The organism is Paenibacillus sp. PAMC21692, assembly GCF_014303795.1.
Taxonomy (GTDB): Bacteria; Bacillota; Bacilli; order Paenibacillales; family Paenibacillaceae; genus Pristimantibacillus; species Pristimantibacillus agaridevorans.
The window spans coordinates 7,319,302-7,345,943 of sequence record NZ_CP060293.1 but is presented as its reverse complement, the minus strand read 5'-3'; the positions used below and the strand labels follow the sequence as shown (position 1 = coordinate 7,345,943).

The 26,642-nt window shown below is 54.0% G+C and carries 20 protein-coding genes; 17 read left to right on the top strand and 3 right to left on the bottom strand.

The annotated features are described in order from the left end of the window. Positions 1–201 precede the first annotated feature (201 nt). Positions 202–1,467: a phosphoribosylamine--glycine ligase gene (purD, locus tag H7F31_RS29385; RefSeq protein WP_187101709.1), complete on the top strand. Its 1,266-nt coding sequence runs from the start codon at positions 202–204 to the stop codon at positions 1,465–1,467. Between the two features lie 127 nt (positions 1,468–1,594). Here purD and H7F31_RS29380 read toward each other — a convergent pair whose 3' ends face one another. Beyond that, positions 1,595–2,278, bottom strand: a complete 684-nt coding sequence (locus H7F31_RS29380; protein ID WP_261800177.1) for a stalk domain-containing protein — start codon at positions 2,276–2,278, stop codon at positions 1,595–1,597. 96 nt (positions 2,279–2,374) lie between these two features. Between H7F31_RS29380 and H7F31_RS29375 the strand changes: the two genes are divergently transcribed. The 5 genes from H7F31_RS29375 to H7F31_RS29355 all read left to right on the top strand — a co-directional run bounded on the left by H7F31_RS29375 (position 2,375) and on the right by H7F31_RS29355 (position 7,859). After that, positions 2,375–2,548 carry a hypothetical protein gene (locus tag H7F31_RS29375; protein WP_187101707.1) on the top strand — a complete coding sequence of 58 codons (174 nt, stop codon included), beginning with the start codon at positions 2,375–2,377 and terminating at the stop codon, positions 2,546–2,548. A gap of 59 nt (positions 2,549–2,607) precedes the next feature. Beyond that, positions 2,608–3,801, top strand: a complete 1,194-nt coding sequence (locus H7F31_RS29370) for a polysaccharide deacetylase family protein (protein WP_187101706.1) — start codon at positions 2,608–2,610, stop codon at positions 3,799–3,801. A gap of 225 nt (positions 3,802–4,026) precedes the next feature. Next, on the top strand, positions 4,027–5,556 hold the full coding sequence (locus tag H7F31_RS29365) for an FG-GAP repeat domain-containing protein (protein ID WP_187101705.1): 1,530 nt from the start codon (positions 4,027–4,029) through the stop codon (positions 5,554–5,556). A gap of 24 nt (positions 5,557–5,580) precedes the next feature. Continuing rightward, positions 5,581–6,426, top strand: coding sequence for a response regulator transcription factor (locus H7F31_RS29360; RefSeq protein WP_187101704.1), 846 nt, complete (start codon positions 5,581–5,583; stop codon positions 6,424–6,426). After that, on the top strand, positions 6,423–7,859 hold the full coding sequence (locus H7F31_RS29355) for a sensor histidine kinase (RefSeq protein ID WP_187101703.1): 1,437 nt from the start codon (positions 6,423–6,425) through the stop codon (positions 7,857–7,859). The genes H7F31_RS29360 and H7F31_RS29355 overlap by 4 nt, the downstream gene beginning before the upstream one ends. Positions 7,860–7,878: 19 nt before the next feature. Here the strand turns inward: H7F31_RS29355 and H7F31_RS34380 are convergent, their stop codons facing one another. Next, on the bottom strand, positions 7,879–8,007 hold the full coding sequence (locus tag H7F31_RS34380; RefSeq protein WP_256976009.1) for a hypothetical protein: 129 nt from the start codon (positions 8,005–8,007) through the stop codon (positions 7,879–7,881). Positions 8,008–8,225: 218 nt separating this feature from the next. Here H7F31_RS34380 and H7F31_RS29350 point away from each other — a divergent pair, with 218 nt between their 5' ends. The 4 genes from H7F31_RS29350 to H7F31_RS29335 all read left to right on the top strand — a co-directional run bounded on the left by H7F31_RS29350 (position 8,226) and on the right by H7F31_RS29335 (position 12,134). Continuing rightward, positions 8,226–9,044 (top strand): alpha/beta hydrolase, encoded by an 819-nt coding sequence (locus H7F31_RS29350; RefSeq protein WP_187101702.1) that lies wholly within the window; start codon positions 8,226–8,228, stop codon positions 9,042–9,044. 111 nt (positions 9,045–9,155) lie between these two features. Then, positions 9,156–10,250: a DUF3048 domain-containing protein gene (locus H7F31_RS29345; protein ID WP_261800176.1), complete on the top strand. Its 1,095-nt coding sequence runs from the start codon at positions 9,156–9,158 to the stop codon at positions 10,248–10,250. Between the two features lie 291 nt (positions 10,251–10,541). After that, complete coding sequence (locus H7F31_RS29340) at positions 10,542–11,111, top strand: DUF47 domain-containing protein (RefSeq protein ID WP_187101701.1); 570 nt, start codon at positions 10,542–10,544, stop codon at positions 11,109–11,111. A 24-nt stretch (positions 11,112–11,135) separates the two neighbouring features. After that, positions 11,136–12,134, top strand: coding sequence for an inorganic phosphate transporter (locus H7F31_RS29335; protein WP_187101700.1), 999 nt, complete (start codon positions 11,136–11,138; stop codon positions 12,132–12,134). A gap of 301 nt (positions 12,135–12,435) precedes the next feature. Here the strand turns inward: H7F31_RS29335 and H7F31_RS29330 are convergent, their stop codons facing one another. Continuing rightward, complete coding sequence (locus tag H7F31_RS29330) at positions 12,436–13,077, bottom strand: hypothetical protein (RefSeq protein ID WP_187101699.1); 642 nt, start codon at positions 13,075–13,077, stop codon at positions 12,436–12,438. Positions 13,078–13,278: 201 nt separating this feature from the next. Here H7F31_RS29330 and H7F31_RS29325 point away from each other — a divergent pair, with 201 nt between their 5' ends. The 7 genes from H7F31_RS29325 to H7F31_RS29295 all read left to right on the top strand — a co-directional run bounded on the left by H7F31_RS29325 (position 13,279) and on the right by H7F31_RS29295 (position 26,612). After that, positions 13,279–13,569: a YerC/YecD family TrpR-related protein gene (locus H7F31_RS29325; RefSeq protein WP_087571445.1), complete on the top strand. Its 291-nt coding sequence runs from the start codon at positions 13,279–13,281 to the stop codon at positions 13,567–13,569. 13 nt (positions 13,570–13,582) lie between these two features. Beyond that, the gene (locus tag H7F31_RS29320; protein WP_187101698.1) at positions 13,583–14,362 is read left to right on the top strand and encodes a sirohydrochlorin chelatase; all 780 of its coding nucleotides are present in this window, start codon (positions 13,583–13,585) and stop codon (positions 14,360–14,362) included. Between the two features lie 35 nt (positions 14,363–14,397). Then, entirely contained in the window at positions 14,398–15,306 is a 909-nt protein-coding gene (locus tag H7F31_RS29315; RefSeq protein WP_187101697.1) for a diacylglycerol kinase, read from the top strand. A gap of 172 nt (positions 15,307–15,478) precedes the next feature. Continuing rightward, on the top strand, positions 15,479–17,161 hold the full coding sequence (rlmD, locus tag H7F31_RS29310; RefSeq protein WP_261800174.1) for a 23S rRNA (uracil(1939)-C(5))-methyltransferase RlmD: 1,683 nt from the start codon (positions 15,479–15,481) through the stop codon (positions 17,159–17,161). Positions 17,162–17,731: 570 nt separating this feature from the next. Continuing rightward, on the top strand, positions 17,732–22,210 hold the full coding sequence (locus H7F31_RS29305) for a CBM96 family carbohydrate-binding protein (RefSeq protein WP_187101696.1): 4,479 nt from the start codon (positions 17,732–17,734) through the stop codon (positions 22,208–22,210). 284 nt (positions 22,211–22,494) lie between these two features. Then, positions 22,495–24,846, top strand: a complete 2,352-nt coding sequence (locus H7F31_RS29300; RefSeq protein ID WP_187101695.1) for an AraC family transcriptional regulator — start codon at positions 22,495–22,497, stop codon at positions 24,844–24,846. A gap of 143 nt (positions 24,847–24,989) precedes the next feature. After that, a complete protein-coding gene (locus H7F31_RS29295) occupies positions 24,990–26,612 on the top strand; it encodes an extracellular solute-binding protein (RefSeq protein ID WP_261800173.1) in 1,623 nt (540 codons plus the stop codon). The last annotated feature ends 30 nt before the right edge of the window (positions 26,613–26,642 follow it).

Genomic DNA, 26,642 nt, shown 5'->3' with positions numbered 1-26,642 from the left:
CGGCTTGCCATCTAGCCATGCCTGGATAGACGGTTGCTTGAGCGCGAGCTCCAGAATCAATCGCAGCACACAGCAACTCATTCGGACGATCCTCAGAGATAACCTGGATACACCGCCTTAGTCGACGGCTTATACGGCTTAGGGAGGGAGCGGCAATCGTCGCCGTCCAGATTCCAAAGTGAAAAGGGGCTTGCACTCATTATGCGTATTTTAGTCATTGGCAGCGGCGGACGCGAGCATACGATCTGCTGGTCGCTCAAGAAAAGCGATAAAGTGAAGGAGCTGTTCTGCGCACCAGGAAATGCAGGCATTTCGCAAATCGCGGAATGCGTGCCGATTCCGGTATCCCAGTTCGACGAACTGACCCGTTTCGCCAAGGAAGCTTCGATCGATCTCGTATTCGTTGGTCCAGACGATCCGCTTGCGGATGGTATCGTGGACGCGTTCGAAGCGGCGGGCATCCCGGCGTTCGGCCCGAACAAGGCGGCCGCGGAGATTGAAGGCAGCAAGATTTTTATGAAAAATCTGCTCAAAAAATACAACATCCCGACAGCAAAGTACGAGACGTTTACCGACTACGAGGCGGCTTCCGCGTACTTGCGCGAGCAGTCCATTCCTATCGTTATCAAAGCGGACGGTCTTGCTGCCGGCAAAGGCGTAACGGTCGCCTACTCTATGGAAGAGGCTGAGAAGGCCCTGCGCGAAGCGATGGTCGACAAGGTGTTCGGCGAAGCGGGCAACCAGATCGTCATCGAGGAATTCCTCGAAGGGCAAGAGATGTCGATCCTGGCGTTCGTGGACGGCGAAACCGTAAAACCAATGGTTCCGGCTCAGGACCACAAGCCGATCTTTGACGGCGACAAAGGACCGAACACGGGAGGCATGGGCACGTACACGCCGCTGCCCCATATCGATCCGGCGATCATCGAGGAGTCCATCACGAACATTATCATTCCAACGGCTAAGGCAATGGTCAGCGAAGGACGTCCGTTCCGCGGCGTATTATTTGCGGGCTTGATGATGACCAAGGACGGTCCCAAGACGATCGAGTTCAACGCTCGTATGGGCGATCCCGAGACACAGGTCGTGCTGCCGCGGCTGAAGACGGATCTTGTCGACATTGTGCTGGCTGCGATGAACGGACGTCTGGGCGATCTCGACATCGAATGGAGCGACGAAGCGGCGGTATGCGTCGTAGCGGCATCCGAAGGTTATCCGGCTTCCTATCCGAAAGGCTGCGTCATTACGGGCATCGCGGAAGCGGAAGCGCAAGGCGCGCTTGTATTCCACGCGGGTACGGCGCTCAAGGACGGCCAGTTCGTGACGAACGGCGGTCGCGTACTCGGCATCGTCGGCCGCGGCCGCGACATCGCGGAAGCTCGCGCGCGCGCCTACGAGGCGGTTAGCGTCATCTCCTTCGAGGGGATGCAGAACCGCACGGACATCGCGGCGAAGGCTCTTCGTTAGGAGCTAGCTGCCCTACTGAACGGTTCAAAATAAAAAGACCTCGATCCCTAACATAGGGGTTGAGGTCTTTTTGCTTTGGAGATAACAACTGCCAATTATTTCTTGTTATCCGTTAGGAAGATAAATCTTATTTATAATAGGATGTAGTCAAAGGAATAAAGACAGCTGTGTCTTTATCGGCACTTCCGTAGATGTACAGCTCTTCGACGCCTCCGATATCAACCTGTACGGTGACCAGGCCATTTTCGGATTTGATGACATTTTCTTGTTTCAGAATAATATCGTTTTCCGAGTCTTTAATCGTAAAGTCTGTCAAATCGCCGCCGACAGCTGCAATCTGAAGGTATAACGTTTGATAGTTTTTATCCGGATAGAGCATAAAGCTGACGCTGCGATTGCCGGAAGCGCTGTTGAAATAAGCTTCTTTGTAATCCTTGCCTTTATAGGTCGTTTGGACCGGGTCCTTCGTGTGATACATATCATCGAATCCCTTGGCAATAGAGGTCCCATCAACCTTCTCGCCCAAAATAATCGTTTTGGTTGCCTCGTCATAATCAACCGCTACATCAAGCGCATCGGACACAGCGCGGATAGGAAAATAGTTGGCGCCTTGATAGATGATCGGCGCAATGGCGTTGCCGTTTACGTCACGCAGATCAGCGTAAGTTCCGTCGACCTGTACCTTTATTTCAGGATTTAGAAAGGCTTTAATCTCCTGCAGCTTCGTCGCCGCAAATGCCCCCGTTCCCATACTGGCCAGCATGGATACACCTATAATGGCTGCAAATGCTTTTTTCTTCAATACGCTCACACTCCTGGCTGAAAATTATGAAAATATCAACGATTATTATAAATGAATAATTTTCCATCAACAAGAGTCCTTTGGCTTAGTAAATTGGGAGATCAATTGCTGGGCTACCAAGGCTGGTTGTCCATCGACCAGTACCCTTATCGCGAGGAAAGGCTGGCTGCGGTCCGCCAGGGTATGCTGCAGATGGAGGCTTTTAACCGTCTGCTTGATTCCATTCCCCCTGTCAATATTTCTTGTCATTATTTCCCGAATGATGTTACTCTTTTGTAACTCTCTAAATCTATTCTTCCGATAAGATTAAACTATCAGCAGATTAGAAGGTGAGAAGGATGGACAGGACAAAAAAACGTCGTCGTCGGAGATTGGTTCTATTAATGGTTATTGTGGCGGTATTCTTCTGGGTTGCCGGCTGCGCGGCAGGGAAATCGATGTCGATGGGGATGTCGGCAATCATCCCGTCCGTCGTTAAGGGCGGAGAGACGATCCAAGGCGGAACGGCTTCAGGCTCGGGTAACGGAGGCGGAGGGGCAGCGGATAAGGACGGTACGCTGACCGGCGTTGGAGGCTCCGGAGACCAGGGCGGCTCTGGCGAGCAGCATAACGGGCATGGAACGGGAAGCGGAAATCAGGGCGGCTCCTCCGGCAACGGCAGCTCGGGAGGAAGTGCGGGCACCGGTGGCGATAATGCCAGCGGCAACGGAACAGAGGGAGCAAACGGCCAAAACGGGAATGGTGACGGAGGAAAGAATGGCAGTACGGGCAACGGCGTTGGAATCGGAGCAGGCGGCGGCACGGGAACTGGTGCGGGAACCGGAGCAGGTAACGGCAATGGCTCCGTTAACGGAGGAACGGGCTCCGGCAATTTCGGAGGCAAGCCTGGCGAAGGCGCCAATGCCGGCGGTCAGCCGGACAAACCATCCGTTCCGGCAGAGCAAGGAAATGGCGAAAATGGCAAGAAGCTGGTGGCACTCACTTTCGACGACGGTCCTGATAAAAAATATACGACGGCGATTTTGGATATTTTGAAGGAAAAAGGGGTCAAAGCGACGTTCTTTGTCGTAGGCCAGCAAGTGAAGTTATATCCCGAGGTGCTGCAGCGCATTGCGGACGAAGGACATACGATCGGCAATCATTCGCAAAATCATAAAGATCTCAAGAAACAAGAGAAATCGGTCATCCTGGAGCAGATTAATAAAACGGATGAGGCGATCCGGGACGTTATCGGCGAGAAACCGACATTGTTCCGGGCTCCATACGGGTCGATGTCGGATACGGTAAAGCAGATTCTTAAGGCGCAAGACCGGGTGCACACGGGCTGGACGGTGGACACGAGGGATTGGGCGGGGACTTCTCCCGCCGACATGCGCAAGATGATTATTCAAGACACGAAGCCTAATGGTATAATATTAATGCATTCATTCGGAAGCAAGCATATTAAGAATACGGTCGAGGCTCTGCCGGGGATTATCGACGACTTGCATAAGTTGGGTTACACGCTCGTTACGGTGGACGAGCTGCCCTGACCTTTGAACAACCTCCTATAGTGAGGTTCAAAAAGTTCGGTTTTCAGCACCGAGAAGATGGAATGCAAGTAGAAACTGAGGAGCGGAGCGTAGTGGAAGCTACGTGAGCACCGGAAGTTTCGCTTGCGTTCCATCTTCGATGTCGAATAGACTTCATGGTATATTTCGTGATCAAAAGCGGACTTTTTGAACAACCCTAAGAAGAGAAGAAGGAGATCATCAGCTATGCCGCATGCCAGCCAGACTTCTCCAACTGCATACCGCGAGAGCGCTACGAGCAAAGGAGCCGTAAGCCTTTCCCGGAAATCCGGCGGCGGCAGCTTGAAGGTATTCATGAGGCTGATGCCGCTGGGAGCGATGTTAAGCTTGCTGATGCTTGCCGGCTGCCAATATACGGCGGCTCCTGCAGATCTGCTGCTGAAGCCGGAAATCGGCGAGGACAAGGAGCAACTGCTGGCAGCTGTAACGAAGGCGTTGCCGGAGTTCAGCATTCTCATGCTGCCGCATAGCAACGATGTCATGGAAGCGGTCCGGTTAATCGATCTGGATGGAGACGGCAAAAACGAAGCGGTCGTTACCTACTACAATGAATACAGCTCGCCGGAGATTATGACGCTGCGTCATACGGACAATGGCTGGCGGCAATGGCTGCTCGTCCAGCAGCCTCTTGCTCGCGAGATGACTTGGCTGAGCATCATAGATATGGACGGAGACGGCGTCATGGAGCTCGCGGTAGGCTGGGCAGGCGCGTTCGACAGTCCGTCGATGCTGGAGATGTATTCGTTCTCTAACAAGGCGGCGCGCAACGATAAGGGTAAGCTGACGATGGTGCCGGCAGCCTCATTGCCGTTTAGTCTCGCCGATACAGCGGACCTTAATCGCGACGGCAAGCAGGTGCTCGCGGTTATAAGCGGAACCTCCTTCTCCGGTACGACGGCGGAGCTCATCATGCCCGTCTTTCAATTGGCCGTCTACACGTGGGAAGACGGAAAGCTGGCATCAAGAGCCAAGACAACGCTGCCGGAAGGCGTCAATCTGTTCGAGCGCATAAAGATGGGGAGCATCTCTCCACGCCATCAAGGGATACTGCTGGAGGGCGGCACTGGCGCGCACAGCATGCTCACTTATATGTATGCCTGGAACGGGCGCGATCTGTCGCTTGTATTCCCGACGCCCGAGCAGGAAAAGTTGGGCTACGGCTTTGCCGGCAAGCCAACGGTCAGCCGCGATATGAACGGCGACGGTATCATCGAGCTTCAGCGGACATGGGAGGCCCCGGGACAAGAGGGCGTCCCTTATTCCGATTCGTTGTGGATTACGGAGTGGCTGCAATGGGACGGCAGGAACGAATTCCGGAAGATAGCAGAGCAATACGTAGACGAGAGCTACGGTCTGCTTCTCGACATTCCTGAGGCCTGGCAAGGGAAGTACACGCTGGAGAAACCGCCAAGAGCAAGCTATGGAGTCGTCGCGCTTCAATACTACAATCCGGACACTGCGGAGAGGGCCGATCTCGTCTCCATCCATGTCGTACCGAAAAACCAGTGGGATGGCGTGGAGCATGTGTGGCGGGAAGAGAAGCGGACCTTCCGAACGCTGGGCACGTACGGTGGCAACCTATATGCGGCAGTATTGTACGATGAAACGCTCGGCGACGCGACTTCATTAACTGCGCATTCCAGGGCGGAGGCCGAGGAGATGCTGAAAGAGAAGGAGCAGTTTCTGGAGCGGATTCGGATCGAATTCTCGGAATAGGCGGAGGAAGGAGGGGATTACCCAATGCGAATCTTGTTGCTGGAGGATGAAGAATCGATACGGGGGTTTGTCCGCATTAATCTCAGGCGCAACGATATGATCGTCACCGAGGCGGAGAACGGCGAACAAGCGCTTGCTTGCGCCGAAAACGACGGACCGTTCGATATCGCGCTGCTTGATGTCATGCTGCCTACAATCAGCGGGTTCGAAGTATGCGAGCAACTTAGAGCGCGATATCCCCGGATGGGTATCATCATGCTGACGGCGAAGTCGCAAGAAGAGGACAAGATCAAAGGATTGGAGCTAGGCGCCGACGATTATGTGCAGAAGCCGTTTAGCCCTGGCGAGCTAGTCGCCCGGATCAAGTCGCTCTATCGTCGGATGCATGCGGAGCCGCAGCCGGTGACCGCGTTAGATCGAGAAGCCGTTTCTCAGGCGGAATCGGCTGTTGCATCGGAATCAGCAAGCGCCATCGACGGAGCATTGACGCAATCCGGCGGTAAAGCAATTCCTGAGGAAAGCTTGCCGGTCCGTATCCAAAATAGCCAGAGTCCGTCCGATGAGGTCGTCAGCGGTCCGTTCCGTCTGTCGGTATCTCAGCGGCGGTTATGGAAAAACCGCCAGGAGATCGTGCTCACCCCTACCGAGTGGGCGCTGGTAAGGCTGCTTATGGAGAGCGCGGGGAAAAGCGTGAGCAGGGATCATATTTTGACCGAGGTATGGGGTCGGTATTATGTTGGCGATCTTAAGGTTGTGGACGTCAATATCCGGCGCATTCGGCAGAAGTTGGAGGCAAGTCCTTCGGAACCGGCGTTCATCGAGACGGTCTGGGGGTTCGGTTATCGCTGGAGACGGGGAGCTGCGGAATGAGAAGCATTAAGGCGAAGATGGTATGGAGCTATCTGCTGCTGATTGCGCTGGTAGTCGCGGTGCTGGGAGCAGCTTTCGTCATACTCATCTGGAATTATTATTACGGCAGCGCGCAGAGCTCCGTGAAGCAGCGCGCCGAATCTGCCTTTACTCAGCACAGCCGGTCGCTGACTTCGCTTAGTCTGCATGACCAGGCCGATTATTTGCTTCAAAATATGGCCGACGGCGGTCCCACTCGAATCCAGCTGCTGAGCAGCGAAGGAGAACTGCGTATTGACTCGGACGGATTCGCTCCCCGCATTCGCTATTCGTCGGCCGACGTTAGAAGCGCAATGGGGGGACAAACAGGTACTTGGAGCGGCGTGGATCCTTATTACGGCGAGCGGGTGACATCCGTCACGATTCCGCTGCGCGGGGATACGCGCGTCGTTTCTTTGCTGCGGTATACGTCGTCGCTGGAGCGGGTGGACAGCATGGTGGGGCAGCTGATCCAGATGGCCGTCATCACGGGAATATCCGTTATCCTGTTGTTTCTGGGCTTAAGCCTGTTCCTGGCGCAGCGCATCGTGGGACCGATTCAGGAGCTGAAGCGGGCGGCGAGGTATATGGCGGAGGGAGATTGGACGAAACGGGCGATGAAACGCAGCGGGGACGAAATCGGTCAACTGTCCGAGACTTTTAACGTGATGGTGAGCGAGCTGAACAAACGGGAGAAGCTTAAAAATGATTTTATATCGTCGATATCGCATGAGCTGCGAACCCCGCTTACCTCAATCAAGGGTTGGAGCGAAACGTTGAAGGAAAGCGAGCCGGACCGCGACGACGAAGAGGTCAAGCTCGGTCTCTCCATCATTAGCAAGGAAACGGAACGGCTCACCGGTCTTGTCGAGGATCTGCTGGACTTCTCCAAGCTGTCCGCAAGCTCTATGGAGCTGCACACCGAGGTGCTGGACTTGAACGGCCCTGTCAAGGAAACGGTCAGACAGTTGGCCGTGCGGGAAGAAGGGACGCGAGTGAAGTTGATGGCGTCTTACGCGGCGGGACCGATTGTCGTCAGCGGCGACGCGAACCGTCTCAAGCAGGTCGTTATTAATCTCATCGACAACGCGTTCAAGTTCACGCCTCCGGGAGGGACGATTCGCGTGGCGACTACAGTATCGGAAGAGTTGCAAGTGGCGCGGGTTACGGTCTCGGATACGGGTTGCGGGATTGAAGCGGAGGATCTGCCACATGTTACGGAGAAATTCTACAAAGCCAGCTCCGGTCAAGGCGGATCTGGCCTGGGGCTGGCGATTTGCAAGGAAATCATAGAGCTTCATGGCGGCGAGCTTCGAATCGACAGCGAGCGGGGAGCGGGAACGATCGCGACGATTACGATACCTTATAGTTCGTGTTCAAAAAGTTCGGTTCTCAGTACCGAGAAGATTGAATGAAGCTAGGAGCTGAGGCAGTCTACTCCTTAAAGAAAAGCAGCTTCCGATTGGCTATTACGTATATGACGGCGATAATAACGCCGGCGCATAACATAATCGACAGCCAGTTGTCGCGAAGCCATGCAATCCACAATGGCATTTCAGGCATTTCGTTCACCTCCGATGTTGATATTGTTTTACTGCACGCCAAGCCGAATCTCTTGCGGGAGGATCGGCTTTTTTGTATTAGTGTGCGCTGCAATTGCCAACTCCATGCGGGATACCCGTTGACAGTCTGCCCGTGGAAATGTTAGGATGAATGCATCTAATTCATAGTTATCTTATAGGAATTATTATATATAGATTTTTTGTATTGGAGGAATGGTCATGGAGAAGCAATTGACTCTTAAGCACGGAGATCTGGATCTGCAAGCTACCCTGCACTATCCAACGAGAGGACATCAACTGGACGAGAAACGTCAGGCCATCGTCATATGCCATGGATTTATCGGCAGCCGGGTCGGCGTGGACCGTCTATTCGTAAAGGCGGCAAGGGAGCTTGCGGCGCAAGGCTCCTACGTGCTTCGCTTCGATTATGGCGGCTGCGGGGAGAGCAACGGGGACTACGGGGCGCTTGGCTTCAATGCCATGATCGATCAGACGAGGACAGCCATAGATTATGTTTATGGAATGGATTGCGTGGATCCTTCCCGTATTGTATTGCTGGGTCACAGCCTGGGAGGCGCCGTCGCCTTGTTGACCGCGGTGAAAGATAAGCGGGTCAAGCGGCTTATCATGTGGTCCGCCGTCGGTTATCCTTTTACCGACATCGTTCGAATTGTCGGGAAAGCCGGCTATGACGAGGCGGTCACGAAAGGCAGAACCGACTATGCCGGTTACTCTCTCCAGACTGTGTTCTTCGAATCCCTGATGGAGCATCAGCCGTTTCAATCGGCGACACGCTTCGGCGGAGAGGTGCTGCTGGTTCATGGCACTAGCGACGAGCTTATTCCCGTCGACTACAGCTTCCTGTATCAAAAGGTGTTCTGGACGAGAAGCGAGGGGCTGTGCGACAAAGAGATTATTTTCCAGGCGGGCCATACCTACTCCTCCAACCAGCATCAGGAAGAGGCGATTCGCGTGACCGCGGAGTGGCTGTCAGGCCTTGACCGCAAGCAGCAGGATTGGCTTCACTGGTCGATTTGACGGAAAAAAGATAATTTTTGTCGAGACATCTCGCCCTAACCTGTGCTTAAATAATAGATAGACGGTAAAAGATTCTATGATTACCAACTTTCTAGCAGAGGCGGGTTATTCATGAACAACCGATTGCGAGGAAGTCTCGCAGCCATGCTTGCGGCAACAATCGTGATGACGGCTGCATGCAGCGGCAGTAATGCTGCTCCCGTTAACGTACCGCCGGAGCCGACGGCTTCTCCGACGATGGAAGCAACTCCAATTCCGACTGTTGCGCCGCTTCCCTACACAGCGCCTTTATCCGGCATCGGACTTGCGCAAGAGGCGAAGTTTAGACCGATGGCCGTTATGATCAACAACTTCTCCGCGGCCAGGCCGCAGTCCGGCTTGACGGGAGCCGATGTCATCTGGGAAGTGCTCGCCGAAGGCGGCATTACCAGGCTTGTCGCGATCTTCCAAAGCACGGAGTCGCTCTCCGACACGATTGGTCCTATTCGCAGCAACCGCAAATATTTGATCGATATCGCCGACAGCTATGGAGCGGTAATGGCCCATGCGGGCGGGAGTCCGGAGGCTTATGGCATTCTGCAGAAGCAAGGCAAACCTTATCTCGACGAAATCACGAACGCCGGCTCGTACTTCTGGAGAAGCAAGGACCGCAAAGCTCCGCATAATTTGTATTCCTCGTTGGAGAAGCTTCGCGAAGGCGCGGATAAGAAGAAGTACAGCGATGACAAGCCGGTCCCGGTCTATCAATTCTCGGAGAACGGGACGGTCGCCGGCGCGTCCGGTGCCGAAGATGCGCGCGACATTACGATCAAATTCCTGATGGACAGCTATAAGGTAGGCTATATCTACGATGAGGCCTCCGGTCTGTACAGCCGGTCGATCAACGGCGAACCACATATCGACTTGAACAACAACGCTACGCTTGCCGCGGCCAATCTGATTGTATTCGAGACAAAGCACAGGACGCTTGACGATGTCGGAAGACTGTCCGTCGACCTGGTGTCGGGAGGCAATGCCTACCTGTTCCAGAAAGGAAAGAAGATCGATATCGACTGGGTGTCTGCTCCGGACGACATGATCCGGTTCGCAACGAAGGAAGGCGCCGAGATCTCGCTGGTGCCGGGCAAAACTTATATACATATCGTGCCTAACAAGCCGGCGCTCGCCGAGCACGTGACATGGGTACAATCCGCCAGCGCTGGATAAGCTAAGGAGGCGGAACGTTAAAAGAGGATTCCGCTGCGGAATCCTCTTTTCCTGTTATTTATCGCAAAAGGAGCGTTTTCGTTGAGATTTTCTCATCACAAATTACGTTTGACTATTGTGGTACGCGAAAAAATATGTTTAAATTTTTCAAGGACGTTTACATTCCCTTAACAATTGTGGTGTACACTACGTTAGGGCGAGTTTTTGTCTTGCATCGGCATACCATTTTCTAGTGGATAAGGGGATTGACATGTTTAAGAAAAAGGACATTTTTTTACAACGCTCGAAGCGATGGGCGATACGTTGGTTGAAGCCACCGAATATTTCGCTGCAGGCGTGTCGGATCTGTCGAACTTGACGGCATTCGCCAAGCGAATGAAAGAGCTGGAAAGCCAGTGCGATCAATTTACGCACACCATCTTGAAAGAACTGAATAAAACCTTCATCACGCCAATCGAACGCGAGGACATCATGGCCCTCACGACCTCGCTGGACGATGTCCTGGACGGAATCGAGGCATGCGCTTCCCGGTTCGAAATGTACAATGTTCGTGAGAAGGACGAATATATTACGTTGTTCGCCGACGTTATCGTACGTTCTACTCATCAGATTCGCAAAGCGATTCAATTGCTCACGCAAAAGAAGCTGCTTGCGATGAGAGAGCATACAATCGCCATTAACGAACTTGAGAATCAAGCCGATGATCTGCTTCGCGTCAGCGTGACAAGTCTGTTCGCTAACGTAAAGGATCCTATTGAGCTTATCAAGCGCAAGGAAATTTACGAGCGTCTTGAGCAGACGACCGACTACTGCGAGGATGTAGCCAATATACTGGAATCGATCATTATGCGTAACAGCTAATCCAGAGGAGCAGGAGTCGTACACATGGAGATATATGTATTATGGATCGTCGTTTTCCTGGCGCTAGCCTTCGACTTTATTAACGGGTTCCACGACACGGCCAATGCGATCGCGACCTCGGTATCGACTCGCGCCATCAAGCCAAGACTTGCCGTCCTTATGGCGGCAGTCATGAACTTCCTCGGCGCGATTACGTTTACGGGCGTAGCCAAGATGATCGGCAGCGGCGTGGCCAACCCGGCAGACCTGGAGTTCGGCATCGAGATCGTTATAGCCGCCTTGCTGTCTGCTATTGCATGGAACTTGATTACTTGGTGGTTCGGCATTCCGTCCTCGTCCTCGCACGCGCTCATCGGTTCATTGGCCGGAGCGGTAATCGTGGGAGCGGGTATGAATTCGCTGAATGCCAGCGGATTCATCGATATTCTAAAAGCACTTCTTCTGTCTCCGCTTATCGCGTTCGCAATGGGCTTCCTGCTGATGTGGATTCTTAAGCGCGTGTTCGCGAAAAGTAGCCCGCATACCATCAACAAAGGCTTTCGGGGCGGACAGGTCATTACGGCGATGTTCCAATCGTTCTCGCACGGTACAAACGATGCGCAGAAGGCGATGGGCATTATCGTATTCGCGCTAGTCGCTGCCGGGGTCCAAGAAAACACGGACCATATTCCGTTTTGGGTGCAGCTCTCCGCTGCAACTGCGATGGCGCTCGGTACTTCAGTCGGCGGCTGGAAGATCATCAAGACGATGGGTACCAAGATATTCAAGATCGAGCCGATCAACGGCTTCGCGGCTGATATCGGATCCGCTGTTGTTATCCTAACGGCAACGTTAATCCACCTTCCCGTCAGCACGACGCATGTCATTACGTCCTCGATTCTCGGCGTAGGCAGCGCGAAACGTTTCTCGGCCGTGCGCTGGGGCGTAGCGGGCAGAATCGTGGTGGCCTGGTTCATTACGATCCCGATTACGGCGGTGCTTGCGATGTTCTTCTTCTGGATCATCAAAACATTGTTCCTGTGAGCCGTACAACACTTCAACACAAACCTGCCTCTATACGGGGTCGGCCTTCTTCGAAAGGCCCCGATTGAGGTTTTCTCAACAAACAAGGGACACTCCCTCATCGTTATCCTCTCCGGACTAGACGATGATCGGAATGTCCCTTGTGTCGTTACATTTTTTTTGCCAAATAAGAAAGTATAAGTTTTCGGTCCTCGAAAACGGATTTGTTATTGGCGATAAAACCTACCTCATGCTTCCGAAGCGGCTTTGCTTTGCAAAGCTGGAGGTCGCTCATCGTCGAGAGGCCTCGATAGAGGTTTTCTCACCTTCTGCGTCTCGGGCGGCTCTGGCGTTTCACTGACGACTTCCTTCCGCTTCCGCTGTTAGTGGTGCGGCGTTTGCGAGGTCGCGGACGAGACAGTCCGGAACCTCCGTTGTCGATTGGTGCAGGCTGGGATTTCTTGCCGAAGGAGCCCATAAACACTTTCATGAGCGGAGCCATCTGGGAGACGCTTCCGACGACCTTCTGCACCTTGGTCACCGTCGAGAGAATGCCATCTAGCCCGCCCATACGGTCAACAAAACCTTTGATCTCGGTTGGATTCGCGTATTTGAGCAAATTCGCAAGCGAGAACCCTTTGCCGCCTCCTCCTGAGGACGGTGGGGGAGCCGGCAGCAGACTGTTCTGCGTCGGCGGCAAGACGGTTGGCAACAGGTTCGACTGGCCCTCTCGCGGTGATTCCTGGTGGACAATGACGGGATATGTCGGGTACGATTGCGGCTGATGCTGCCTTGTTGGCATGTCGTCATATTGGAAGCCGCCATGCAAGCCGCTATATGGACGGTTCAGCATGCTTTGGCCTTGTCGATGCGAGAAGCCTTGTTCGCTGACTTGCATGTTCCTTGTACCGTTCCCGTGGCTGTTGCCGCGCCCGCCAGCTCCGGGAGTTTGATAAGGATTCACAACGGATCACAACCCTTCTTTTCTACTAGCTTATGGCATAGGCAAACGCTTGGATTGGACGAATGTCCCGATTCCCTAATAAATTTATAGTTATTAGCCCGTACATTCTTCCTAATTACAGCGAAGGGGAACGGTTGTGTTTGAACAAACGCCGACAAAAGGATACAATAGAATTTATAGTGACTATGGGAGTGAATGCGCATGCAGCTGAAGAAGCTGAACGATAAAGCAATTGACCAACTATTCGAGGCGATCCTTACCTTGAAGTCGGTAGAGGAATGTTACGTCTTCTTCGACGATCTCTGTACGGTAAACGAAATCCAATCCTTGTCTCAACGCCTGGAAGTAGCGCGCATGCTGGGCAAAGGGAGTACATACAACCAGATCGAAGCGGAGACGGGCGCAAGCACGGCAACGATCTCTCGCGTAAAGCGTTGCCTCAATTACGGCAACGACGGTTACAAGATGGCATTGGAGCGTCTCGGCAAATAAGGGGGCGTTTCGGATGCATACACCCGGCATATTGGTCGTTAGCCACGGCTCGCGCGAGGAGAACTGGATCAAGCTTGTTGACGAAGCGGTGAATGCGGCTGCAATGGATGCCAAAGTCCCCGTCGTTTCGTCGTTCCTGGAGATCGTAGCGGGAAGGTTGATCCAGGATGGCATCGACGAGCTGGAACGGCAAGGCGTGAACGATATTTTTGTTGTCCCTTTGTTTGTCTCATCGGGGAGTACGCATGTGGACGAGATCGGCCAAGCCTTCGGTCTGCCGCCGCTGTCGAAGCTGGAGGGCGATCTGGGGACGTTCCGCGTAAATGCGCGCGTAACCTATGGGAAACCGATCGACGACGATCCTGAGATTGCCGAGCTGCTGCTGGCGAATATTGCGGAGTTATCTACCGACCCTGCCAGAGAGGCTTTGCTGCTTATCGGACACGGAAGCAAGGAGCCCGTGTTCCACGAGCGTTGGCAAGCGGGGTTGTCCGGTCTTGCGGAACGGCTGCGCCTGCTGGGCGGATTCGGACGCGCTGATTCTGCCATGCTGCTGCCGGATATGGCGGCCGACATGCTGAGGATGCTTCAAACAGAACAACGGGACCGCGAAGTAATCGTCGTGCCGTTGTTTTTGAGCCCGGGGTATTTTTGCAATCACGTTATCCCATCCAGACTGCAAGGGTTGAATTACAGATACAATGGCAGGGCGATGCTGCCCCATCCGGCTATACCCCGATGGATAAAGGCACAGATGACGGATTGGCTGCGCGACAGCGGATACCTGACATAAGCAGGAGACATTTCATGAGGAGGAGCGAGGTTTCGATGAAACGGGCAAGACTAATCTATAACCCCACTTCGGGTAGGGAAGAGATGAAGCGCAGGCTTCCCGACATTCTTCAGCGGCTTGACCAGGGCGGGATCGAGGCGACCTGTCATGCGACGATCGGCGAAGGAGACGCGACCCTCGCTGCGGCAGACGCTGCCGATCGAGACTACGATATGATCATCGCGGCTGGCGGAGACGGCACGTTGTACGAGGTCATCAACGGACTGGCGAACAAGCCGAATCGACCGCCTCTTGGCATACTTCCGGTAGGCACGACAAACGATTTCGCGAGAGCGACCGGCATCCCGAAACATTGGGAATACGCCTGCGATCTCATTATCGGGCAATATACGAGACCCATCGACGTAGGCAAAGCCAATGACCGTTACTTCATTAACATTGCCGGGGGCGGCTCTTTGACAGAGCTGACCTACGACGTGCCGAGCAAGCTTAAGACGATGATCGGACAACTGGCCTATTATATGAAGGGTCTGGAGAAAATGACGCGTCTGCGTCCCACGGAGCTGAAGTTCGAAGCGGCCGGCGTCGGCGATTTCCATGACGAATTCATGATGTTTCTCATCTGCAACAGCAACTCTGTCGGAGGCTTCGAGCGTCTTGCGCCGGAATCCAAGCTGGACGACGGGCTGCTGGACGTCTTGCTTATCAAGCGGATGAACCTGGCCGAATTTATCAAGCTGGTCACGCTCGCGTTGCGCGGCGAACATTTGAGCGATTCGCATGTCATCCACTTCCGCACGAACGAGCTTAAGGTGAAGACGCCGGATTACGTGCAGATCAATCTCGACGGCGAATACGGCGGGGCGCTGCCGTGCACCTTCTCCGTTCTTCCATCCCATCTTCGGATATTCGCGGACGAAAGCGGAGTGTCGACGTATCAGTAAAACCTCGGTACAGGGAAAGACCTCACTACAATAGAACGCCGCGGCCCGTGCCGCGGACCACATAAACCTATCCGGTAGTCGCTGTGTACAGCTAGTCGCGTTCGGCTAGCTGTTTTTCGCTGAGAGGCGCGGCGCGGATCTGCCGGGCAGGAAGAGAAGGAAGAACGGTGTTATGAAGAAAGCAAAGCAAGGACAGAAGGGCAGAGGCCAGGCAGGGGCTCAAGGAGCGAAGCCGCAGGGCGGCAGAGTGCAGGCGGGAGCCCATGGTGCAAAGTCGCAAGGCAGTAGATCGCAGGCTGGCGGGAAACGTGGCGGAAGCGGACGGGACAAGCGTGGATCCGAGCAGAGAATGGGCTTAGACAGGCGCGGAGCCGAGGGGAGAACTGCCGCGGTTACGGGGACTGCCACGGCAAATTCGGGAACGGGACGTCGCGGGAGGGAAGCTTCCGCGAAGGCGCCGGCTGGACCTTTTGCGCATCATGCGCAAGTGACGCTGGATGTCAGCGGCATGACTCATGACGGAGAAGGCGTCGGCCGAGTCGACGGTTATACGCTGTTCGTCCCCGGTGCTTTGCCCGGCGAGCGGATCAGCGCGCGCGTTACGAAGCAGAAGAAACAATACGGCTACGCCGAACTGGACGAGCTTCTAACGGCAAGCGCGGATCGGCTGAACCCACCTTGCGATATTTACGAAGAATGCGGCGGCTGCCAGCTTCAGCATTTCGATTACAAGGCCCAGTTGACCTGGAAGAGGCAACATGTCATCGACAACCTGACGCGAATCGGCAAGCTGACGGTTGCGGGGGATGGAGAAGAGTGCGGCATCGTCGTCCATCCTACGATCGGCATGGAGAACCCTTGGCGCTACCGCAACAAGGCAGCCGTGCCCATCGGAACGGCAATCGCGAGCGGCGAGCTGGTCGGAGGTTTCTACGAACGCGGCACGCACCGCATCATCGACATGGACGACTGCCTCATCCAGCATGATCGGAACGACGAGGCGCTGCGCGTCGTGAAGCGGATCGCGCGTTACCTGCGCGTGAGGCCGTACGACGAGACGACGGGAGAAGGCGTACTGCGCCATGTCATGGTGCGCACCGGCTTCGTTACTGGTGAAATCATGGTTGTCCTTGTCACCAACGGACAGCGTTTGCCACGCCAGCCGGAGTGGATCGAGTCGCTTCGCGCGGAGCTGCCGGGCCTTAAGAGCATCGTGCAGAACGTTAACGAGCGCAACACGAACGTCATCTTCGGCGACGAAACCCGCACGCTGTGGGGCAGCGACGTGATCTATGACGAGTTGGACGGCATTCGCTTCGCCATCTCGGCGCGTTCCTTCTATCAGGTCAACCCGTCCCAGACGGTTGCCCTGTACGGCAAAGCCGTCGAGTACGCCGCGCTGACGGGCCACGAGAACGTCATCGACGCCTATTGCGGCATTGGTACGATCAGCCTGTTCCTGGCACGCAAGGCCGGCCATGTATACGGAGTGGAGATCGTACCGGAAGCGATCGAAGACGCCAAGCGCAACGCGGCGCTGAACGGCGTCGAGAATGCCACCTTCGAAGCAGGGCCCGCCGAGGTCGTCATCCCCCGCTGGCGCAAGGAAGGCGCCACGGCCGACGTCATCGTCGTCGACCCGCCGCGCAAGGGCTGCGACTCCGCGCTGCTGGAAACGATCCTGAAGATGCAGCCGGAACGCGTCGTCTACGTCAGCTGCAACCCCTCCACGCTCGCACGCGACCTTCGCGTCCTGGAGGACGGCGGTTACCGGACGGTGGAAGTGACTCCGGTGGATATGTTCCCTTGGACGAGTCATGTGGAGAGCTGTGTGTCGCTGGTGAGAACGCGTTGATCTAGAGCCACATTTACCTATCAGATGAAGCTCAGGCGCTATTGGCGCTTGGGCTTTAATTTTTTTGCGTTCCACAGTGGTTACTGGAACTAATGTGGAGCACAGGGTTATGTAAATCAATTCTAGTTCCATGTCCCTGTTACTTGTGAGGGATCGGAACAGTTCGCTAAAACTAGATATTGAAGATGAAGAATTAAGAATGCAATACGTTGATCAATTATTACAGGCATATTCCAAACATGAAAACACACTAATAAATAATATTGAGATACTTAAACTAAAGAAGAATTTACATCAACACTTTAAGCGGCTGCGATAAGCAAAACGTGATGGAGGCGGACACGGTATCCTACCGATATATGCTCAGCACGTCCGATCTGGGGGAGGCCTATGCGCATGAGCATAGGCCTCCTCGATATTCTATAATTTTGAATATGCAGATGTAAAAATGTTAATGGGCAATCTTTAGAAGCGTTAGCCGGTGCATAATAAAAGAACTATGATTCGGGCGGGCCATCCTTTATATTTAGGGTCGAAACAAAGATCATATATGTTCAAGGAGGGGTAAAGATGAAGTTGTCCTTTTCGGCTTCGATTGGCGGACATTTGGCGAAAGTATTGACGGCGGTTATCGTCGTGGCTACGGCGTTCAGCGGACTTCTGCATACGGGAGTGGGCGAGCGGACGGCGCAAGCGGCGGAAGCGGCGGAAGCGACCGCGAAACCATGGGAACCGGCGAACCAGATCGTCAACCCCGGCTTCGAATCGGCGGTAAACGGTTTTCCCGCTAATTGGCAAAAGTTCGTACCGGAAGGCACGCCTGAAATTTCAATCGATTCGGCCGTGCACAAAGATGGAAGCGCTTCCGCCAGGTTGAGGGCCGTCACTTCGGCTAGAGCCAGCATCAATCAGACGATGAACGTGCAGGGTGACAAAGACTACGAGCTGAGCGTTTGGCTCAAAACGGATAATATCGTTTCGAATGACAGAGGCGTAACGATTCGCTATATTTTGTTCAATGCCGGCGGCGCGAAGATCGGCGATACGACTCATATCGGCGATTGGAAAGGCACCCGCGACTGGACGAAGGTGACGCACAATCTCCATACGCCTGCCGGTACGGCAAAAGTGATGGTCGAATATTTCATTTGGGGGGCCAAGGGAACGGTTTGGTTTGACAGCGCAAAGCTTTCGCAGGGCCTTTATTTGACCGACATGCTGAGAAGCGAGCATCCCAGGCTGCTCGGAACGGCGAGTGATTTCCTGTATACCCGCCAGCTCGTAGCTTCCGATACCCGCGCTGCAGACTGGTACACGAAGGTGAAGGAGGCGGCCGATCGGCTGCTTAACGAGCCTGTCGTCACGTATGAGACCCCCGATGGTCTACGTCTGCTCGAAGTGAGCCGTGAGGTTATACAGCGGATGTACACGCTGGGAATGGTGTACCGCATTGGCGGAGATTCCGTCTACGCGGAAAGGGCCTGGAGGGAACTGGAGGCCGTCGCCGGCTTTCCGGATTGGAATCCGCGGCATTTTCTGGATACGGCGGAAATGACGCACGGGGTCGCGATCGGTTACGATTGGTTTTACGATTATTTCAGTGAGGCGCGGAAGCAAACGATTCGCGATGCCATTTTGCAGCTTGGCTTGACCCCTGGCTTGGACGGCTATCGCAATCGCGAAGGATGGTCCGTGGCGCTGGGAAACTGGAATTTTGTTTCCAACGGAGGGCTTGCGATGGGAGCGCTGGCGATCGGCGACGAGCCGTCCGCCAGATTCGTGGCCGAAGAACTTTTGCGCACGGGGCTGGATTCGATTCAAGCGGTCCTTCCCCAGTTGGCCCCCGATGGCGGCTGGTATGAAGGATACGGATATTGGGACTATGCGACGCAGTACTTGACGGTGCACCTTGCCGGCTTGAAAACGGCGCTCGGGACGGATTTCGGCCAAACCTTGAAACCGGGTCTCGAGGAGGCGGGACTTTTCCCGATTTATCTGGATAGCCCGGTCAATCAAACGTTCAATTTCGCCGATGGCACCTCGGGCGTTTCCCAAACGCCGCAGCTGTTCTGGATGGCCGGGCAGTACAACAAGCCGGAGCTTCAATGGTTCCGCAGCCAGAGCGCGGCGCCGCAAGGCCTGTTATGGTATAAGCCGATGGCGTATACCGGACCGAAGGCGGCGAATATGCCGCGCGACGCTTATTTCGCGAATGTCGAAACCGCGACATTCCGCAGCTCCTGGGAGGATCCGAATGCGCTCTTTGTCGGCTTTAAAGGTGCTCATGAGGACCCTGCCCATAAGCGTTTGGACGGCGGCTCCTTCGTTCTTGACGCGCTTGGCGTCCGCTGGGGGTCGCTGTTATGGAGCGACGATTATAATTTGCCCGGGTATTTTGACGGCGGGGCGGCGAATGCGCAGCGCTGGACCTATTACCGGAACCGGGCGGAAGGAAGCAATACGCTCGTCGTAAACCCGGGAACATCCGCTGATCAGGATCCTCTGAAAGCGTCCCGAATAACGTCATTCCGTTCGAATGACCGCGAGGCGTTCGCAATTGCCGATTTGACGCCGTTATACGCTGGGGCGAGCAAGGCGGCAAGGGGGATCAAGCTGCTCGACGAGAGGAGGCAGGTTTTGATTCAGGACGAGGTTGAGATGGCCGCGCCCGCCGATATGTGGTGGTTCATGAATACGGCCGCCGAGGTGGAATCGATCGATGCCGCAGGCAAAACAGCTGTATTGAGGCAGGACGGCAAACGTTTATGGGCTAGAATCGTCTCCGCGCAAGGCGAATTTACAGTAATGGACGCACAGCCGCTGCCGCAGTCGCCGACCGGCCAAGGCCAGAACGCGAATGCGGGAGCCGTCAAGCTGGCGATTCATTCGCAGAATACGCAAAGCTTGCAACTCGCCGTGCTGATGGTGCCGTTAAGAGAGTGGGAGACGCCACCGGCCGTATTGCCGCAGCTTGCCCAATTGTCCTCTTGGGCCAATGATCAGCTTACGCTGTCCGAATTGAGCGGGATTACGCTTAGCAGTACTCCGCTTGCGGGATTCGCGGGGAATACGTTTACCTACGATGCAATTGTTCCCGAGCAGGAAACAATTGTCCCGCATGTCGAGGCCGTGCCGGCTAATCCCGGCGCTGCAGTCGTCGTCACGCAAGCGGCCACGATTCCCGGAACGGCATGGATTGAAGTAACCGATCCGGGCGCAGCCGATGCAACTCGCTATGCGGTTCATATCGACAGGGCAGCTGCACCGATCGAAACCGTCCCTGCGGCGGCAATAACGGCGAGCGGCGACGACGGAAACGTTCCGGCAAATGTGGCGGACGGCGATCTGAACACCCGTTGGTCCGCGGAAGGCGACGGACAATGGATACAATACGATTTCGGCTCCGCAAAGACATTCAAGAGCGCTTCCATCGCATGGTTCAAGGGGAATGAACGGTCGGCCGTTTTCGATATCGCCGTATCGAACGACGGGCAGGCATGGACGACGGTATATAGCGGCACGAGCAGCGGAAAATCGATGCAGTCAGAAAATTACAATATAGGCAATCAGACGGCCAGATATTTGCGGATTATCGGTTATGGAAATTCGCAGAACAAATTCAACAGCATAACGGAATTGAAAGTATACGACCGGGAGTTCACCGTACCGGCGACGCCAAACCGTCTTCAGCGCGTCACGCTTTCCGCGGAGAAGGAGTCGCTGGATATCGGCCAAGCGGTACAATTGGCCACGGCAGCATTTATGAGCGACAATACGCCCGCGGATCTAGTAGGGGCGACGGTGGAATATATCTCGGATCATCCCGGCATTGTCGCCGTATCGCCGCAAGGGATCGCGGAAGGCGTCGGAGACGGCATTGCACGCGTAAGCGTCCGGGTTACGAAGGACAGGTTTGCGAAAACGGCCAGCCTTTTCCTCGAGTCCAAGGACCAAAACAAGCTCGAACCGGTTCAAGCGACGTACGTTCGCGACGGGGATTATGCGGTTACGAATTTTTCTCAGGATACGGTACTAGCCGTTAAAGCCGGGGCCGCGGGTTACAACCGGATATCGTATTTACAGTTCGACCTTAGCACCGTACAGACGGCCGTATATGAAGCAAAGCTATACGTTTACGGCCAAGTGAACGATTCGCAGGGTAGCGAAGTGGACGTGGGCGTTCATGAGGTCTCCGAAGATAGCTGGACGGCGGCCGGGTTAAATTGGAACAACAGTCCGGCAGTCGGGCAGCAGCTAGCGTTGGAGCATTTTACCGGAACGGCGGAATGGCACGAAATCGATTTGACGGATTACATCCGTTCGCAGGCGGCGGGCGACCGAAAGGCAAGCTTGGCGCTTAAGCAAAGCGGAATCGGGCTGATGACCGTTCTTAACGGGCCTAACCATGCGGGAAACAAGCCTTATCTACGTATCAAGTCTGCCGTAACGGATAACGTATACGGAAATGTGGGGATGCCCGCGAAGCCGGTGCTGTCCGGCGACAACGGATACGATTCAGGCATCGGCGACGGCAACTACAACGTCATGATGAATATGTGGTGGGGGGCCAACGGCACAATTTACAAGCTTTACGAGAACGACGTTCAGATCGATATTCAGCTTTTGGCGGATCGGACGCCGAATGCCCAATCCGCGATTTCCGCCGTTAAGCACCGGAAGAATGGCGTTTATCGCTACTATGCGGAATTAATTAACGAATACGGCTCCGCTCGAAGCGATGTTCTTACCATTACCGTCAAGGAAGCGGCGCCAGGCAAGCCGATTCTTGCGAACGACAACTGGGACGGCGACGGCAATTACCAAATCAGCATGAATATGTGGTGGGGAACGAACGGTACGTCGTATCTTTTGTACGAGAACGACGTGCTGATCGATACGCAAACGCTGACTCCGCAAACGCCTCAGGCGCAGTCCGCGCATACCGCGATCCGCAATAAAGCGCCCGGCGCATATACATACCGCTGCGAGATTGTGAACGGGGAAGGATCGACGGCAAGCGAAACGATGATCGTGTACGTAACCAATTAGCTTCGCAAAAGCAGGCAGCAATGAGGAGCTAGGAGCGCTTTGGCAGCAGCAGGCCTCCCCTTCGACGCACGGCAAGCGAATAGCCGGCCGGCGGCTGCGCGCCTCGCTTCAGGCGGGTGAACCGCTATGGCTATCCTTCGGGTGGATAGCTATAGCGGTTCGTGTTTGTTACGGATGAGGAAGCGCGGAGCCGTTTTCGGGCGGAAATTTGCGAAATTTGGAGAAATATAGCTGGAAACCGATGTATAATCAGCTATACGAGATGCGGATAGAGGAGAGATGATATGCGACAGGGCGCTGCCAAACGAAGCTTGCTCAAAAATAAAAATAGCGCTTTTATTACGCTGTTTTCATCCTATTTGCTTATTTTTTTGCTGCCGGTCACGATCGGGGTCGTCATGTATGGGAAAATCGAGAGGAATATGACCGATCAAGGAAACCGCTCGAACCTCGTGATGATGGAACAGCTCATGTTGGTTGCGGACAACAGGCTGAAGGAGCTCGAGTATATGGCGGAGCAGATCACGCTGAATGCGAGACTGCAATTTCTGCTCAGCAAGGGCGCGTCGGAAAGTCCTGCGGATCAATACAAGTTCGTCGAGTTCATGCAGGATTTGACAAAATTCCGCAACGCGGACAGCATGATTTTGGATTATTACGTGTATGTCAAAGAGGGCGACCAAATCGTCACGGCGAATATGAAGACATCTCCCGAAACATTTTATCGACTGTCTCTGAGCTATGAAGATATGACGGCGGGTGAATGGAGACGGCGCCTGTTCGAAACGAACTATTACAAAAGCTATTTGCCTGCGGAACGGGTTAGCCATGCCGGAATGACCCGTAACGCGATTACGTTCGTGCAATCTTTGCCGATCGATACGATGTCCGGAAATAAAGGGACACTTGTCATTCTTGTGGACGAGCAGCAATTCAAACAGCTTCTCGCAAAAATCGAATGGGGAAGCAAGGGATCGGTATATATCGTCAATGACCGTAACGAAGTATTGATGAACACCGGAGAAGTGACGAATTCGATCCGCGAGATCATTCCGAGGCTGACCGAGCGTTCCGGCTTGACGGAAATGAAATCCGAAGGGCGGGCGCAGATGGTTTCCTACACGTCCTCCGATCGCAACGGATGGAAGTATATGACGGTCGTGCCCAAAAACGCATTTCTGGAGGTCGTCGACGAACTGAAAATGCGCGCGCTCTTCCTGTTGGCCTTCTGTTTGATCGGGGGAGCCGTCATCTCTTATTTGCTGGCCTACCGGAACTACAGTCCGGTCAAGGAGCTGGTCAGTCTTATTCGCAACAAAAAAAGCATAACGGAAACCGATGCGTGGAACGAGTTCGATTTTATTAAAGAAACGATGCAAACGGCTTTCAACGACGAGAAAAAGCTGAGAGCGGCGCTTACGCAGAAAACTGCCGTAGTGCAAGCCAATTTTTTGGGCCGTCTGATTCGCGGTCAGGTGGATTCCTCGTCGTTAACGGAAAGTTCTTTGGCCGATATGGGCATCCGTTTCGCTTCGAACCGATTCCGCGTGCTGCTCGTGGAAATTAATGACTGCAGTCGTTTTGTCCAAGGAGAGAACGAGAAGGAATGGGCTCTTGCAAGATTTGCAATCGGGAACATTGCCGGAGAACTGCTGGACAGTCGAGGATACGTGCTGGAGCTTGACCAGAGGCGTCTGGCTGTCGTGATGAATGAAGAGGGACAGGCTGAGCACGGAAGCGAAACAGCCGGATCTTTTGCGGAGGAATTGTGCCAAACGGCGGAAACCAGTTTTCGGATGTTCATAACAATCGCGGTAAGCGGCGTGCGGGAAGGAGTCGATTCGCTCGGACACTGCTTCAGGGAAGCGGGAAAGGCGCTCGACTACAAGCTCATTGCCAGGCAGAACCGCATTCTTTTTTACGAGTCGCTTCAGACGAAGCTTTCCGCCTACTACTACTACCCGGTTGAAATGGAAGTGCAGTTGATGAATTTCACGAAGAGCGGAGAGCACGAGCAGATTGCGAAGACGCTCGCCCAATTGTACGAAACGAATTTGCAGGCTGACAGCATTACGCTGGAAATGGGCAGATGCCTATATTATGAAATCATCGGAACGCTCCTCAAGACGCTGCATTCCCTAAATATCGAGTACAGCTCGGTATTCGGCGACGGGATCAATCCGATTCTGCGGCTTGGCGACTGCAAGACGTTTCAAGAGATGCACATGCTCGCATTGGATTGGTATATAGGGGTCTGTGACTATCTCGCTGCGGGCAGAACCGACCATCGAGACCGGCTGCTAAGCGCGATCACGAAGCATATCGATGAACACTACGACGACGTCATGCTCAGTCTGACAACCATTTCCGAGAAACTGGACATTACCCCGCAATATTTATCTACCTTCTTCAAAAGACAGAGCGGACAGAACATTACGGACTACATTGCGCACGTTCGGGTGCAGGAGGCCAAGCGGCTCATGGCGGAGTCTCCGCTTGCTTTGGCGCAGATTGCCGGAATGGCAGGGTTCGGAAATAACATTAGCTTGAATCGCGTTTTCAAAAAAATCGAAGGCATTACACCCGGAAAATACAGGGAGCAGCTGCGGCAGCCTAATTCTATTAACGAAGATTAAATAATGAATGCGTCCATTCTTAATATTCGTTAACGAAAGCATAAACCTCATCCTATCCGAACAAAGCCGGCCGCGATATGCTAACTCATGAAATCGGCTGGCGGCCGGTTATCATAGCGGAAAGCACACAGGGAGGCACGAGTATGTTGAGGGGTACAAAAAAAATAGGGATGGCATCGCTCTCGCTTTTGCTGGCGGCTTTAATGGCGGCGGGCTGCAGCGGCGGGAAAGAGACAGGCAAAGAAACGGAAAAGAAACCTGTCGACGGGCAGTCGCAGACGACGGAGGTCGGATATCCGGACAAACTGAGTTATTTCGTTTATTTGGATCCGAATGTGAGCGCTACGCTGAAGGACTTGTCTCAGGTCGGCGTATATCGGAAGCTGGAGGAAATTACGAAGACGAAGGTGGAATTTATGCATCCCTCTTCGGACGACCAGTTCAACTTGATGATGACGTCCGGCAATATGACGGATGTAGTGGAAGCCAATTGGGGGAAGGTCGTGCCGGGGGCTGACAACTACATCAAGGAAAAGCGCATCATCCGTTTGAACGAGCTGATCGAGAAATATGCGCCTAATTTTTCGAAGTTGCTTAAAGAAAGACCGGACATCAAGAAGATGATTACCTCGGAAGAAGGCAATATTTATGCGTTTCCGTTTATTCGGGGCGACGATTATTTGCTGACCGCACAGGGCCTGTTTCTTCGCAAGGACTGGCTCGACAAACTGAATTTGAAGGTTCCGACCACGATTGACGAGTGGGAGACTGTACTCCGCGCTTTTAAAGAGAAAGACCCGAACGGCAACGGCAAGGCGGATGAAATTCCGTTCCTGCTCGAGCTTAGCGGGATTAACAACAGCCATGCATTCGTTGGCGCCTGGGGGATTACGGCCAAAGGCTTTTACCAAGAGGACGGGGTCGTCAAGTACGGGGCGGTTCAGCCGCAATTTCTGGAATTTATTAAAAAGATGAGCCAATGGTATAAGGAAGGGTTGATCGATAAAGATTTTGCAACGACGGAGGGAAAGCTGAAGGACTCGAAGGTTACGGGGAACCAACTGGGCGCGATGATCGGCTTTAGCGGTAGCGGGATCGGTAAGTATATGGGACTGATGCAGGACATAGACAAATCGTTCGACCTCGTTGCCGCTTCGTATCCTGTGCTTAAGGCGGGGGATCGTCCGGAGCTCGGCCAGAAGGATTTTGTTTATAACGGAATGGCTACGGCGATTACGACTTCGAATAAAAACCCGGAGGCGACCGTCAAGTGGCTCGATTATGCATACGGGCCGGAAGGGCATATGCTCTTCAACTTCGGCATCGAAGGCGAGAGCTACAACATGGTGGATGGATATCCCACCTACTCCGATTTGATCATGAAAAATCCCGACGGACTTCCGCTATCCCATGCGATGGGAAGATATATAAGGGCGTATTCGACGGGACCGTTCGTACAAGATCGGCGTTATATGGAGCAGTATGCCCAATTGCCCCAGCAGAAGCAGGCGATCGAGCTGTGGATGCAGCCGGAAAACAAGAAGCTGATGCCTATCGTGATGCTTACACCCGACGAAAGCTCCAAGTTCTCCTCGATCATGAACGACGTGAACACCTTCTATGATGAGAAAGTGACGAAGTATATCATGGGCGCAGAATCGCTCGATACGTTCAACGACTTCATCAAGACGCTGAAAAGCATGGGGATCGACGAAGCGACCAAAATCCAGCAAGCCGCGCTGGATCGGTATAATTCCGGCAAGTAGGAGAGTCGGTACGGGCAACCCGGGTTGCTA